The sequence below is a fragment of the Vibrio sp. B1-2 genome, assembly GCF_963888445.1.
GTDB classification, from domain to species: Bacteria; Pseudomonadota; Gammaproteobacteria; order Enterobacterales; family Vibrionaceae; genus Vibrio; species Vibrio anguillarum.
In genome coordinates this window covers 323484-337851 of record NZ_CAWPJH010000040.1, presented here as the reverse complement: position 1 = coordinate 337851, position 14368 = coordinate 323484, and the positions used below count along the sequence as shown (strand labels likewise).

Here is a 14368-nt window from a genome sequence, read left to right as displayed (position 1 = left end):
CAACATGGCTGAAAGCTTAATACTTGAAGGGCGAAGGGAAAGAACATTCCCTAGAACAGTTAAGCCTAGACCACAACGGTATGCTAAGAACAAAAATGCCGTTCACTCTTAAGTGAACGGCATTACTCTGAATAAGAGCCTTTTTTCATCCACTACCGCCGAAAGGAATTAGGCATTCCCTTTGACTTGCAAATTTAACTGTTCAGCAAAATCCAACATACGGTTTAATGGGATGAGTGATTTCACTCTCACAGCTTCATCGACGAAAATTTCGTGATCTTTACCACCTTCCATAAGAGCTGACTCAATCGCTCGAAGACCATTCATCGCCATCCAAGGACAATGCGCGCAGCTTCGGCATGTTGCCCCAGCCCCTGCCGTCGGTGCTTCAATCAATTCTTTCTCAGGGACTAACTGCTGCATCTTAAAAAAGATGCCTTTATCGGTCGCCACAATCATTTTCTGTTGAGGTAAAGATTTTGCTGCCTTAATCAACTGGCTTGTAGAGCCTACTGCATCCGCAAGTTCTACCACACTGGCTGGTGATTCTGGATGCACAAGGATGGCTGCATCAGGATACAGTGCTTTCATCTTACGCAGTGCATCGGCAGAGAACTCGTCGTGAACTACGCATTCACCTTGCCAGAGCAACATCTTTGCGCCCGTTTTTTTCTCGATGTATGAGCCTAAATGGCGATCTGGCCCCCAAATTATGGGTTTATCTTCCGCATCTAAGTGCTCAACAATATCAAGTGCAATGCTCGATGTAACCACCCAATCGGCACGAGCTTTGACCGCCGCCGATGTGTTTGCATACACAACAACGGTATGATCTGGGTGTGCATCACAAAATTCTGTGAATTTATCGGCAGGACACCCCAGATCCAAGGAGCATTCTGCTTTTAAGGTTGGCATTAAAATGCGTTTTTCAGGGGTTAAGATTTTTGCTGATTCGCCCATAAATCGCACACCAGCGATAATCAATGTACTGGCAGGATGGCGATTACCAAACTTGGCCATCTCTAATGAATCACCGACAAAACCGCCGGTTTCTTCAGCGAGAGCTTGAATTTCAGGATCGGTATAGTAATGCGCAATTAATACAGCATCTTTTTCTTTTAAGAGTTGTTTGATACTTGCTGTATAGGCTTGTTTTTGCTCAACCGTTAGTGGAATGGGCTTTGGCGGAAATGGATAAATAGTTTCAATCGTATCTAATATGTGGCTCATTGCTCTTGCTCTACGCAACTTCCAAGAATCCGAGCATTGTACACCGCACCTAACGAAGGATCAAAAGCGATTCATAAAATAGTGCCGTCGAAAAAAGAGGCCGCAAGGCCTCTTTTTTATTAACTCAAATTGTTATCAATTCAAATTCTCTTTAGCAACCTTGGCAGACGCACTTGTAGGATATTCATCCACAACTTGCTGATAATACTTATTTGCTTGCGCAGTATTATTATTGCGCTTGGCAATATCACCTAACTTAACCAGCGCATCAGCACGTTTATTGGAGTCACTGTAAGTGAGCACGGCGGCAAAACTTTGCGTCGCTTCTTTATCCTGCTTTTTCGCAAAATAGAGCTGCCCTAACCAATAATGGGCATTAGACGCAAAATTAGAATCTGGATAATCTTTTTGAAACTGTTGAAACGCTGCAATAGCACCACTGTAATCCCTTTTCTTCAGGATCAAATCAACCGCATTCTGATAGGCAGTTTGTTCATCAACATTGCTGCTAAACGTTCCTGCAATATCAGTGTCCGTTGTCGGCTGTGACGAACTTGTGGTTGTATTCTTCATTTCGCCACGTACGCGATCTAACTCGATAAAGAGTTCACGCTGACGCTGCAACATTTGCTGCATATCGTAGCTATTACGCTCTAACTGGCCACGTAATTCGCTGATTTCAAGTGCCATATCATCGAGCTGCTGCTGCATTTTGAGTTGAACGCTATTACGGTTTTCAAGCAGACGTTCAAGACGTTGTACATTAGATTCAGATGATGATTGTTGAGCACGAGATGTGCTTGCTGAAGAGCTATTGCTAAGATCGGATACTGGAGCTGGTGCAGCGAGTACTTGACCCGCTGCACTTGCCAGTAACGTAAGCGTTACAATTCGCTTTAAGTTACTGAACATGAGGCGATTCCTCGATTAGTATACGAGAACCGCGCGGCGGTTCTTCGCATACACTTCTTCAGATTGACCAAGAAGAAGTGGCTTCTCTTCGCCATAGCTAACGATCGAGATTTGGTCAGCTTGTACACCTAGCGCTTGTAGATATTTCGCTACAGCTTGTGCACGACGCTCACCTAGCGCGATGTTATATTCAGGCGTACCACGTTCATCAGCATGGCCTTCGATGGTAACTTTCATTGCTGAATTTTTGCTTAGGTAAGCTGCGTGTGCAGCAAGCATATCTTCGTAATCACCAGCAATTGTCGCGTTATCAAATGCGAAATAAATGGTTTGAGTTTCACGAAGAGCTTGTTCCTTTAGCTCTTGTTCAGAGAGTTGGCCATTCGCATCAATTGGAGAAACTACGGTTGTATCAACGCTGTTTGCTGAACCTGAAGTAGACTGGTTAGTTTGAGTACCAGAAGCGTTTGTCGCTTCATCGCTTGAACTACATGCAGTTACTGCAAGTACTGGTAGCGCAATCAGTAGCCCTTTAAGAACTTTATTAAGTTGCATTTTTTTTCCTTACTTTTTGATACTTACTTGCTATAAAAACGGAGACCACGCAGGAGCCCTAACGCGACCATTTGTTGCCGGTAATCTAGCTTTGAAACGCCCATCTATAGACACCATCGAAAGTACATTCGCTTTGTTATAAATAGAACTGTATATGACCATACCACCATTGGGTGCAATACTTGGAGACTCATCGAGCAAAGTCTTTGTTAGAATTTGCACTGAACCAGTTTCCAAATCTTGTTTCGCCAGATTAAAACCCGAATTACTTCGGTTTACCATGACAAGGAATCGACCATCAGGCGTTATTTGTCCACCTAAATTCTGGCTGCCTTGCCATGTCAGACGATTGGTAGAACCGTCTGATAAATTTACTTGATATATCTGTGGTTTACCACCCCGATCCGAAGTAAATATTAGCGATTTACCATCAGGATGCCAGAACGGTTCTGTATTATTTGATCTGCCACTCGTTATTTGTTTCAGCTTCTTGGTTGCCAAGTCCAGAGTATAAACCTGTAAGCTGCCCGTTTTAGACAACACCAAGGCGAGAGTTTTCCCATCTGGCGAGAACCTTGGTGCCCCATTATGACGTGGGTACGAGGTCATTTTCTCTCTTTCGCCAGTATAAATATTCATGATGAATATTTCCGCTTGGCCGTTTTGGAAGCTCACATACGCCAGTTGCTTACCATCAGGTGACCAAGTCGGTGACATCAAAGGCTGTTTTGAACGAAGTACTAAACGTTCATTGTAACCGTCATAGTCAGCAACCCTTAGCTGGTAAGGATATTGTTCATCGTCGTTGACCACCACGTAGGCAATACGAGTGAGAAACGCACCCTTATCACCCGTGAGTTCTTGATAGACCAAATCTGAAATTCGATGCGCATACTCACGCATTCGGTTTGCTGGTACGGTGGCAACTTTATTGAATAAAACATGATCTTTAGAAAGCACCAACTGTCCATCGTTACTTAATGCTTTGCTTTGGCCTTGTGTCAGTTGACCACGCACTACATCTACCAATTGGTAGTTGATGACATAGTTACCTTCTGCATTTTGCGTAATGCTACCAGTGAGCAAAGCATCAACACCAATACTGGTCCAAGCATCAAACTTCACATCGGTTTCATTGTAAGGCGTTTGTGGCATTTTGCTGGTCGCAATCGGGCTGAATTTACCACTACGTTGCAAGTCTGACGCGATCACCGCAGAGACATCCTGCGGTAATTTTGTTTTGCCTTCCCACTTAAACGGTACGATAGCAATCGGCCTTGCTGAATTAATGCCGTCGGTGATCACAAGCTCCAATGCGGCGTTGGCGAGCTGTACACTACTTGCGATGACAAGTAAGCATCCTAACATCAATCGCTTTAACACAAGCTTTTCCTTTTAATTTGGTTCTACAGTTAAATTAATGTTTTTCAATTGATTGACTACATCAAGATCATCTTTGGGCAGCGGAAACGTCCCCACCTGCGCCACAGCACGTTTTGTCGCCGCGCATAACCTTGAGTCACCATCAATAATGCTTAGATTACCGACTATTGCTCCAGTTCCCGTTGGAATGAGCCGTAGGTTCACTTTGCACTGTTTACTTTTAAAACTGTCTTCAATCAGCAAGTTTTGTTGAATGAGCTGCGTATAGATTGCTCCATACCGCTGAGCTTCACTCATTACAAATTGAGAACGAGCTGAGCTATTTTGCTCTGCTTCTGTTTCTAACCCAGAAAAAATGTTATTCAGCGCCGCTTCTTGTTCTTTGCGTTCACGCTCCAATCTCTCTAAACGTGCTTTCTCTTTTTTTGCATTTTCGGCCGCTTTCTTCGCCTCTTGTTCTTTGGCTATTCGCTCTTTCTCGGCTCGCTCTGCTGCTTCTCGCTCTTTACGAGCTTTCTCTTTAGCTTGTTCTGCCTCTTTTTCACGGGCAATGCGTTCTTTTTCCGCTTTTGCAATTTCAGCCTCTTTAGCGATTCGCTCCTGCTCTGCTTTTTTTACCGCTTCTTCTTTTATCTTACGTTCCGTTTCCGCTTTTACCGCTCGCTCTTTTTCTTTACGAGCTCGTTCTTCTGCCACTTTACGCTCTTGTTCTTTTTCGGCACGTTGCTTTTCAGCTTCTCTGGCCGCTTTCGCTTCCTGAGCTTGTTGTTCTTTTAGTTGGCGAATATTCTCTTCTTCCGCCTTGCGGTTTTTTTCCAACTGCTCACTTTCGCGGCGTAACTTATCTAGCCGATCCTGCTCTTTTTTGGCAGCAGCTTCACGCTGGTTACGAATTTGCTGGGCTTGTTTTTGTACCAGTTGTGGATCAATCACCACAGCTTGAACCATCTGCCCTGCAGGCTCGGGCTTAGTTAGGCTAAAATCCGCCCCCCATAACAAAGCAATGATCAACATTATATGCAAAACAGCCGAGATAATGATGGGCTTTTTGTAATCGCTTTTTTTGGATTTATGATCTTTCATGAACAGTACAAACTATCCTTTAATTTCGGTTAGCAGACCTACTTTTGAAATGCCCGCACGATTCAATTCATCCAGAACCAGTATCACTTCTGCATAGGGCGTTGCAGCATCACCGCCAACCGCAACCGGTGAATCCGGTTTCAACGACAATTCAGCTTTGACTCTAATGATGACATCTTGCAGCGAAAGGCCCCGCTCGACTTCCTCATTATTTACGCTCAACCCGAGACGACCTTCTTTATCTATTTCCACGATGATAAAACTACTATCACTGTCGCCTTTCAGATCAGACGCCGACTTTGCCGTAGTGGTTTTAGGAAGTTCGACATCAACGCCTTGAGTGACAAACGGCGATGTCACCATAAAAATAATCAGCAACACGAGCATAACGTCGATATAAGGGACAACGTTAATCTCAGCTGTCAACTTGCGCTTTTTACGCTGGTAACCCACCATCGTCTATTCCCTACCAGCCATCGCTTGGCGGTGAAGAATGCTATGAAATTCTTCAGAAAAGGTGGCGTAATTATGCTCTAATTTGCTGACTTTATTGCTCAACCTGTTGTAAGCCATCACCGCAGGAATAGCCGCAAATAAACCCATAGCGGTCGCAATCAGCGCCTCTGCAATACCAGGAGCCACCATTGCTAACGTCGCTTGCTTCACCGCACCTAACGCAATAAATGAGTGCATTATTCCCCATACCGTACCAAATAATCCAATGTATGGGCTGATAGAACCCACGGTCGCTAGAAATGGCAGACTGGTCTCTAACTCGTCCACTTCCCTTGCGACAGCAACTCGCATCGCACGTCCCGTCCCTTCCATAATGAAATCGGGTGAAGTGGCGTTAGTCTTGCGTAAACGTGCAAATTCGGTAAAGCCAGAATAAAAAATCTCTTCTGTACCCAAAAGTTCATCTTTACGCTTTTTGACATCTTGATAAATAACGGATAAGTCAGTACCAGACCAAAATTTGTCTTCGAAAGCATCAGCGTTCTTTTCTGCTTGGGAAAGGACTTTACTACGTTTGATGATCATCGCCCACGAAACGATAGACATCCCCAAAAGGATTAGCATCACCATCTTGACCAATAAGCTGGCTTGCAAAAACAGATTGAGAATTGAGATATCAGCAGTCACTATGGGTTAACTCCAAAATTATTGATTGAGGCATCGCTTTTGGCCTCATGTTCTGATTGTCGATGCATGCTACCTTAACTATTGCTTTACACAATACTTTACCTTCAGGATTGACGAGCTCTTGACAGAAGATCAGTGAGGCTTTTTTCAATGCCGAAATCACAGTATTTATCGTCAGCATATCGTCTAAACGTGCAGCTTGTAGAAAATCGATGTCAACGTGCCTGACCACAAAACCAATGTTCTGCTGCAAAAGCGTCTGCTGAGACACTCCAACTGCGCGTAACATTTCAGTTCGGGCTCGTTCAAAGAATTTAAGATAGTTTGAGTGATAGACGACACCACCAGCATCCGTATCTTCATAGTAAATCGTTACAGGCCAATGAAAGGCTGAGGCTGTATTTTGCACAAAGGTTCCAACACATATGCAGATTTAGGCGGATACTATAACGCAACTCATTGACGTTAGTACAAGCATTGAGTGGACTTTTACAAAACTTGAAACAAAAAATTAGTGCTGTCTCAAAGAGGCAGCACTAATGTGGGTCATTAATCAACCTTCGACAGGTTATTCATACACAGTAAATATCAAACTAGTCGAATAATCGTTAGGTAAATTAAGATCGATAATGAAATGTAGGGGCTAAACAATAATTGCCAAAACCATTTGCGTGGTCTAAAGCCAACACCAAAAACCATACTTGCACACAGCGCCCATATCATGAGTGGTGAAATAACCGCGTTAAAACCACCAATGCTCTGAGAATACAACTCGGGATCCCACATAATCATGGCGATATGATAAAAACCAAGCAAGAGCGATAAGACTCTGAGCAGAGTCTTATCAACCAGTTTATGGTACTCAGTGACTTGCATTGCAAGTTTACTCACTGTCTTTGTCCATCATTTCAGAATGCTCTAACCAAAGAGCGTTGATGATGCCAAATGCACAAGCTAAAAGCACACCTAGAATCCATGCGAAATACCACATATCTATGCTCCTTAGTAAAGTGAGTTTTTGTTTTCTTCAATAAACTTGCTATCAAGACGACCAAACATCTTGTAGTAAGTCCAAGTGGTGTAACCAAGAATGATAGGTACCATTACAAAAGCGACCACTGTCATTAAGTTCAACGTCAATTCACTCGATGTTGAGTCCCACATGGTCAAGCTGTTACTTGGTACTAAGCTTGAAGGCATGATAAATGGGAACATCGCAAAACCAGCGGTGAAAATCACACCCGCATTGGCTAAGCTAGAAGCCAAGAATGCGAGACCACCTTTTTCAAAACGCGACGCCAACACAGCAAGTAGTGGCATGGCAACACCCAAAGCTGGTGCGATCCATAGTAATGGGTAAGCGTTGAAATTAGCCATCCACGCCCCCGCCTCACGTATCACTTCTTTATTGAGTGGGTTTGATGCAGCATGTGTATCAATTACGCTGGTAATCACGTAACCATCGATGTTTTGGATCCAAAACCCTGCAGCGACGAAAGTAACAGCAACCAACAAGCCCATTAGTTGAGCGACGCCACGAGCGCGTGCATGCAGCTCATCGGTGGTTTTCATCTGTAGCCAAGCGGCACCTTGTAAAATAATCATAAACAAGCTGACTAAGCCACAAAGCAGAGCAAATGGGTTCAACAGACCAAAAAATGAACCGTGATACGTTGGCATCATGAAATCACTGAGTTGGAATGGCACGCCTTGTAGTAAGTTGCCAAAGGCAACACCAAAGATGACTGGTGGTACAAAGCCACTAATTGAAATACAGATATCCCAAGTATTACGCCACTTTGGATCTTCAATTTTTGAACGGTAATCCAAACCAATCGGACGAAGCCATAATGCAGCCAATGTAACAATCATAGCCAAATAAAATCCGGAAAATGATGTCGCATAGACTAACGGCCAAGCCGCAAACAGTGCGCCGCCTGCCGTGATAAGCCAAACTTGGTTACCATCCCAGTGTGGGGCAATAGAGTTGATCATGACACGACGTTCACTGTCATTCTTACCAATGACTGGAACAAGAGCACCAACGCCCATGTCAAAACCATCCGTGATTGCAAAACCAACCAGCAGTACGCCGATCAGCACCCACCAAATTAGTCGCAAGATTTCGTAATCAAACATTATTCTATCTCCCTGCCTTATGCTTCGACTTGACGGCTAACTTTGTCTTCAACAGAGTTTGCGTTTTGCTCAAAGTGATAACGACCAGTTTTCAGGCTGCTAGGCCCTTTACGAGCAAATTTAACCATCAGGTAAACTTCAGCAATCAAGAACACTGTGTACAGTGCAAGAATCGCAAACAATGAGGTCCATAATTCGCCCAGAGTTAGCGCAGAAGCAGCAACATTGGTCGGCAATATTTCACCAACAGCCCATGGTTGACGGCCATATTCAGCAACAAACCAACCCGCTTCAATTGCAATCCACGGTAGAGGAATACTGAACAAGGCGGCTTTAAGTACCCATTGTTTTTGCTCAATTTTCTGACGGCAAGTTTGAATAAATGCTGCACCAAAGACAAATAGCATCACAAAACCGACACCAACCATCAGGCGGAATGACCAAAATAGTGGCCATACGGTTGGAATTGAATCATCGGCGGCGGCTTGAATTTGCTCTTCCGTTGCATCGCTCACTTTATCGGTATAACGTTTTAGCAATAAGCCGTAGCCCAAATCGCCTTTCACTTCTTCAAAAGCGGCAATGTTTGCTGGTGATTTTTCGCCTGCACGTAATTTTTCTAACAGTTCATAGGCATACATACCGTTACGAATTCGGTCAACGTGTTGATCGCGTAGATCGCGTAACCCTGTGACTTCAGTATCCAGTGAACGTGTAGCGATAATACCCATCACGTACGGAATTTTTACTGCATAATCGGTGTGCATGGCGTCTTGGTTAGGCAAACCAAACAGTGTAAATGCAGCCGGTGCAGGTTCCGTGTGCCACTCAGCTTCAATCGCAGCCAGCTTCACCTTTTGAACTTCACCCACTTCATATCCTGATTCATCACCAAGCACAATCACGGACAAAATAGCGGCCATACCGAATGATGCAGCGATAGCGAATGAGCGGCGTGCAAACGCAACGTCTCGGCCTTTCAGCAAGTAATATGAACTAATACCAAGAATGAACATCGCACCAGTGGTGTAACCAGAAGCGACTGTATGCACAAATTTTACTTGAGCGACAGGGTTGAAAACGACTTCAGCAAAGCTGACCATTTCCATACGCATAGTTTCAAAATTGAATTCTGCGCCGACTGGGTTTTGCATCCAACCATTCGCAATCAAGATCCAAAGTGCCGAGAAATTGGACCCCAGCGCAACCAACCAAGTCACGCCCAAGTGCTGGCGTTTTGATAGTCTATCCCAACCAAAGAAGAACAAACCGACAAAGGTTGATTCTAAAAAGAAGGCTACAAGTGCTTCAATCGCAAGAGGGGCGCCAAAAATGTCACCTACATAGTGGGAATAGTATGACCAGTTTGTACCGAACTGGAACTCCATAGTGAGGCCAGTGGCCACCCCAAGGGCAAAGTTAATACCAAAAAGCTTACCCCAGAACTTTGTCATGTCCTTATAGATTTGCTTATCAGTCATTACATACAAAGATTCCATGATGGCTAAAAGAAAAGCCATACCTAGAGTCAATGGAACGAACAGGAAGTGATACATCGCTGTCAGTGCAAACTGCAACCGCGATAGATCAACGACGTCAATCATGGTAACTCCTTTGTGCCGGCTGAATGACACTTTTGACATGCTGAACGGGTTAAAATTCCTCAAAATTCATCAGTGATATAACCTCATCAAATGTTGAAAAATATCAGAATTTTGTTGCAAGCATGTACCGTTATGGTTAGTTAATTGTTAAGCATCAGCTAATATAGCTGGGACTAATACTACTTCTAAATGCAGGTTGTTTCAAAAGATTTATGGGAGAAAAACGCCTTGATTTACATCAATTTTCACGCGGCAAATCTGAACAAAAAAAGAACAAAATGATCCACATCAAAGGAAGAATGAAATTGTTGTGAGTATTTAGTGAAAGGGATAGAAATTAATACAACGAATCACACAGAGAGTTAACAATACACCTCACATCATTAACTCTTTAGTGATAAGGAAATTATCATAAATAAGATGTAGTTCACACTTTGTGCTTACCACCTAAAAATGACGATGAGGTGTAAACTTATTTTTCAATTCCGAAGTGAAGATAGGCGCGATCGGTCGCCATTCGTCCTCTTGGTGTCCGTTGTAAATAACCTTGTTGGATAAGAAAGGGTTCTAACACATCTTCAATGGTATCTTTTTCTTCGCCGATTGCAGCAGCTAGGTTATCGAGACCAACAGGGCCACCGCCAAATTTGTCCATAATCGCTAGTAATAGCTTTCTATCCATATAGTCGAAACCTTGGCTATCAACATCCAACATGTTTAGCGCTTTATCTGCAGTCTCTATACATATGTGCCCGTTGCCTTTCACTTCAGCGTAATCTCGAACTCGGCGCAATAAACGGTTGGCAATCCGAGGCGTTCCCCTTGCTCTCCTAGCCACTTCAAGTGCACCATCCGCTTCCATCGACAATCCTAAACAGTCCGCGCTTCTTTGCACTATGTACTGTAGATCATCAATTTTGTAATACTCAAGGCGCTGTACAATACCAAAGCGATCACGCAAGGGTGAGGTTAACGAGCCAGCGCGAGTTGTTGCCCCAATCAGCGTAAAAGGGGGTAAATCGATTTTAATGGACCGAGCGGCTGGACCTTCGCCAATCATTATATCGAGCTGGTAATCTTCCATTGCGGGATAAAGAATTTCTTCAACCACCGGACTTAAGCGATGAATTTCGTCAATAAAAAGAACGTCGTTCTCTTCAAGGTTAGTCAGTAATGCCGCCAAATCTCCTGCTTTTTCCAATACCGGACCAGAAGTTGTGCGGATATTCACTTCCATCTCATTGGCAACGATATTGGCTAATGTTGTTTTCCCAAGCCCTGGAGGGCCAAAAATCAGGAGATGGTCGAGTGGTTCGCTGCGCATTTGTGCCGCTTTAATGAAGATTTCCATTTGATTGCGTACATGATCTTGGCCACGATAATCCGCTAATTTTTTGGGACGAATCGCGCGATCAATAATATCTTCATCTTTAAAAATAGGGCTATCAGGAGCAATTAAGCGATCAGCTTCAATCATACCATTGCTCTCAAGGCTTCTTTAATCAGCGCTTCGCTGGTCATGTCAGCCTTCATTACTTGTGCCACTACTTTAGAAGCTTGTTGAGGCTTATAACCCAAAGAAAGTAACGCACTGATCGCTTCTTCTTCCGCATTGCTCGTGAGCGCTTCCAAGGAATTGTTATCGACTGGCGCAGCGTCAGTAGCGGGAGTGAAGAGGTCACCGGCTCCCCAACCTTTCAGCCTATCTTTCATCTCAACAACCAAACGTTCAGCGGTTTTTTTACCCACACCAGGAAGCTTAACTAATGTGGAGATATCTTCACGCTCAACGCATGAAACAAATTGACCGGCCGTCATTCCGGACAAAATACCCAAGCCTAATTTTGGCCCTACGCCATTCGCTTTAATCACTTCACGAAATAAAGCTCGCTCTTTTACCGTGTTGAAACCATATAAAAGCTGCGCATCTTCTCGGACCACAAAATGGGTATAAATGACCGCTTCTTCGCCCAATTTAGGGAGTTCATAGAAGCAACTCATTGGCATTTGGACTTCATAACCAATGCCAGCGACTTCAATCAATAGCTCTGGAGGTTGCTTTTCAATCAGAATGCCGCGAAGACGTCCAATCACAGGAAATTCCTTAGAGAAATGAGGTTATTTGACTCGGATGATAATAAATAACTGGATGTATAGCCAGTAGAAAAATACCACCCCGCTCGAGATCGGTTTTTCAGCGATATCGGCCTTTTTTAGCACTGCTTGCCCGCCCAGCTAACGCAATCAAGGTTTTATTGGTATTCGCATGACAAATTGCCACACCCAGAGCATCAGCGGCATCCGCTTGTGGCTTAGCCGATAATTTGAGCATTTGCTGGACCATATGTTGCACCTGCGCTTTATCAGCACTACCCGTACCAACTACAGATTGTTTAACCAGTCGAGCGGCATATTCATAGACTGGAAGATCCGCATTCACCGCCGCCACAATAGCACTGCCCCTTGCTTGCCCGAGTTTGAGTGCTGAGTCCGCATTCTTTGCCATAAATACTTGCTCGATGGCAAAAACATCAGGCTGAAACTGTGTGATGATTTCCGTCACGCCAGCGTAAATTTGCTTGAGCCGCCCAGGTAACTCTTTTTCGGATGTACGAATACATCCACTACCAAGATAGTACAAATATCGTCCATGCTGCCTGATCACACCATAACCTGTGATTCGCGAGCCGGGATCTATACCTAAAATAATTGACATGAAAACCTTAATCGTGGACGAAAAACAAAATGGGCTTAACCAATAAAGTTCAAGCCCATCATCGACAAGTTAACTGCCTGATTATTTACGACGCCAAGTAGTCCCACTTGGGCCATCTTCTAAAATGATGCCGAGTTCGTTCAACTTATCGCGTGCCACGTCAGCATTAGCCCAATCTTTTGCTGCACGTGAGTCATTACGCAGTTTGATCAAAGCTTCAATCTCAGCCACTTGTTCGTCGCCATTAGTGTCCCCTTTAAGAAACGCTTCTGGATCTTGATGCAAAATGCCAATCACATCGGCAAGCTCACGCATAAGTGCGCCAAGAGCGCTGGCTTGCTGAAGATTTTCTGTCTTCAACTTGTTGATATCACGTGCCATATCAAACAATACGGAATAAGCCTCTGGCGTATTAAAGTCATCATTCATCGCTATCGTAAAGCGACTGACATACTCTTCACCGCCCGCAACTGCTACGGTTAAATCCAACCCTCTCAACGCTGTGTATAGACGCTCTAGCGAGGCTCGCGCTTGTTTTAGGTTATCTTCGCTGTAATTTAATTGGCTACGATAATGGCCCGACATCAAGAAATAGCGCACCGTTTCCGCATCATAGTGAGCAAGTACATCGCGGATTGTGAAAAAATTCCCTAATGATTTAGACATTTTTTCTCTATCCACCATCACCATGCCACTGTGCATCCATGTGTTCACATAGGGAGTGTCATGTGCGCAGCATGATTGAGCAATTTCATTTTCATGGTGAGGAAACTGCAAATCAGAGCCTCCACCATGAATATCAAAGTGGTTACCCAAAATCGCTGAATTCATCGCCGAACATTCGATGTGCCAGCCTGGGCGTCCTTCTCCCCATGGGGATTCCCAAGTGGGCTCGCCCGGCTTCGACATTTTCCACAACACAAAATCAAGTGGGCTACGCTTAGCAAGATCAACATCAACACGAGCGCCCGCTTGAAGCTGATCGAGATCTTGTTTGGATAACTTGCCGTATTCGTCAAATTTGCTGACTTCAAACATCACATCACCATTAGAAGCAACGTAAGCAAAACCGCGTTCAATCAGTCGTTGCACCAAGCCTATGATTTCTTGGATATAAGCGGTTGCACGAGGCTCGACATCTGGACGTTTCATATTCAATGCATCGAAATCTGCATGCATGTCTGCGATTAAGCGCTCGGTTAGCGAATCGCAAGATTCACCATTTTCGGCAGCACGTTTAATGATTTTGTCATCAATATCAGTGATGTTACGCACAAATGTAAGGTCATAGCCTAAGTAGCGCAAGTAGCGAGAAATCACATCAAAAGAAACGAAGGTGCGACCATGGCCAATATGACAGAGATCATAAATGGTGACTCCACAGACATACATACCCACTTTGTTGGCATGAATTGGTTTGAATTCTTCTTTTTGTCTAGTGATTGAGTTATATATTTTCAGCATGATCTCTATCTAATAACTGTTTGAACTAAAATGGCTTCACAGTATAACAACTCTAGCCTAGCTTGGTCATCCTTATTCTCTCGCAATAATACGGCCCCTAAAGACATTTGTTGATTTGAATGTGTCCAAAGTTCAGTTA

16 protein-coding genes are annotated in these 14368 nt (G+C 44.0%); all 16 read right to left on the bottom strand.

All coding sequences use genetic code 11. The annotated features are described in order from the left end of the window. Positions 1-168 precede the first annotated feature (168 nt). The 16 genes from nadA to cysS all read right to left on the bottom strand — a co-directional run bounded on the left by nadA (position 169) and on the right by cysS (position 14229). Entirely contained in the window at positions 169-1230 is a 1062-nt protein-coding gene (gene nadA, locus AACQ75_RS13185) for a quinolinate synthase NadA (RefSeq protein WP_026028138.1), read from the bottom strand. A 135-nt stretch (positions 1231-1365) separates the two neighbouring features. After that, positions 1366-2142 carry a tol-pal system protein YbgF gene (gene ybgF, locus AACQ75_RS13180; protein ID WP_017048054.1) on the bottom strand — a complete coding sequence of 259 codons (777 nt, stop codon included), beginning with the start codon at positions 2140-2142 and terminating at the stop codon, positions 1366-1368. Between the two features lie 15 nt (positions 2143-2157). Beyond that, positions 2158-2697: a peptidoglycan-associated lipoprotein Pal gene (gene pal / locus AACQ75_RS13175; protein ID WP_013856577.1), complete on the bottom strand. Its 540-nt coding sequence runs from the start codon at positions 2695-2697 to the stop codon at positions 2158-2160. 30 nt (positions 2698-2727) lie between these two features. Beyond that, positions 2728-4065 (bottom strand): Tol-Pal system beta propeller repeat protein TolB, encoded by a 1338-nt coding sequence (tolB, locus tag AACQ75_RS13170; protein WP_094146918.1) that lies wholly within the window; start codon positions 4063-4065, stop codon positions 2728-2730. Between the two features lie 27 nt (positions 4066-4092). Then, positions 4093-5163, bottom strand: coding sequence for a cell envelope integrity protein TolA (tolA, locus tag AACQ75_RS13165; RefSeq protein WP_170888796.1), 1071 nt, complete (start codon positions 5161-5163; stop codon positions 4093-4095). 12 nt (positions 5164-5175) lie between these two features. Then, positions 5176-5619: a protein TolR gene (tolR, locus tag AACQ75_RS13160; RefSeq protein ID WP_017050375.1), complete on the bottom strand. Its 444-nt coding sequence runs from the start codon at positions 5617-5619 to the stop codon at positions 5176-5178. Between the two features lie 3 nt (positions 5620-5622). Then, positions 5623-6306: a protein TolQ gene (tolQ, locus tag AACQ75_RS13155; protein WP_170888795.1), complete on the bottom strand. Its 684-nt coding sequence runs from the start codon at positions 6304-6306 to the stop codon at positions 5623-5625. Further along, positions 6296-6715 (bottom strand): tol-pal system-associated acyl-CoA thioesterase, encoded by a 420-nt coding sequence (ybgC, locus tag AACQ75_RS13150; protein ID WP_017042272.1) that lies wholly within the window; start codon positions 6713-6715, stop codon positions 6296-6298. The genes tolQ and ybgC overlap by 11 nt, the downstream gene beginning before the upstream one ends. A 179-nt stretch (positions 6716-6894) precedes the next feature. Next, on the bottom strand, positions 6895-7197 hold the full coding sequence (gene ybgE, locus AACQ75_RS13145) for a cyd operon protein YbgE (protein ID WP_013856571.1): 303 nt from the start codon (positions 7195-7197) through the stop codon (positions 6895-6897). Continuing rightward, a complete protein-coding gene (cydX, locus tag AACQ75_RS13140) occupies positions 7190-7297 on the bottom strand; it encodes a cytochrome bd-I oxidase subunit CydX (protein ID WP_000270284.1) in 108 nt (35 codons plus the stop codon). The genes ybgE and cydX overlap by 8 nt, the downstream gene beginning before the upstream one ends. Before the next feature lie 11 nt (positions 7298-7308). Next, positions 7309-8445 (bottom strand): cytochrome d ubiquinol oxidase subunit II, encoded by a 1137-nt coding sequence (gene cydB, locus AACQ75_RS13135; protein ID WP_013856570.1) that lies wholly within the window; start codon positions 8443-8445, stop codon positions 7309-7311. A gap of 17 nt (positions 8446-8462) precedes the next feature. After that, entirely contained in the window at positions 8463-10049 is a 1587-nt protein-coding gene (gene cydA, locus AACQ75_RS13130) for a cytochrome ubiquinol oxidase subunit I (RefSeq protein ID WP_029189795.1), read from the bottom strand. Between the two features lie 472 nt (positions 10050-10521). Beyond that, positions 10522-11526, bottom strand: a complete 1005-nt coding sequence (ruvB, locus tag AACQ75_RS13125; RefSeq protein WP_017042275.1) for a Holliday junction branch migration DNA helicase RuvB — start codon at positions 11524-11526, stop codon at positions 10522-10524. Continuing rightward, positions 11523-12143: a Holliday junction branch migration protein RuvA gene (gene ruvA, locus AACQ75_RS13120; RefSeq protein ID WP_013856566.1), complete on the bottom strand. Its 621-nt coding sequence runs from the start codon at positions 12141-12143 to the stop codon at positions 11523-11525. The genes ruvB and ruvA overlap by 4 nt, the downstream gene beginning before the upstream one ends. Before the next feature lie 100 nt (positions 12144-12243). Further along, a complete protein-coding gene (gene ruvC / locus AACQ75_RS13115; RefSeq protein WP_013856565.1) occupies positions 12244-12765 on the bottom strand; it encodes a crossover junction endodeoxyribonuclease RuvC in 522 nt (173 codons plus the stop codon). Between the two features lie 81 nt (positions 12766-12846). Continuing rightward, the gene (cysS, locus tag AACQ75_RS13110; RefSeq protein WP_094124411.1) at positions 12847-14229 is read right to left on the bottom strand and encodes a cysteine--tRNA ligase; all 1383 of its coding nucleotides are present in this window, start codon (positions 14227-14229) and stop codon (positions 12847-12849) included. Positions 14230-14368: the final 139 nt, after the last annotated feature.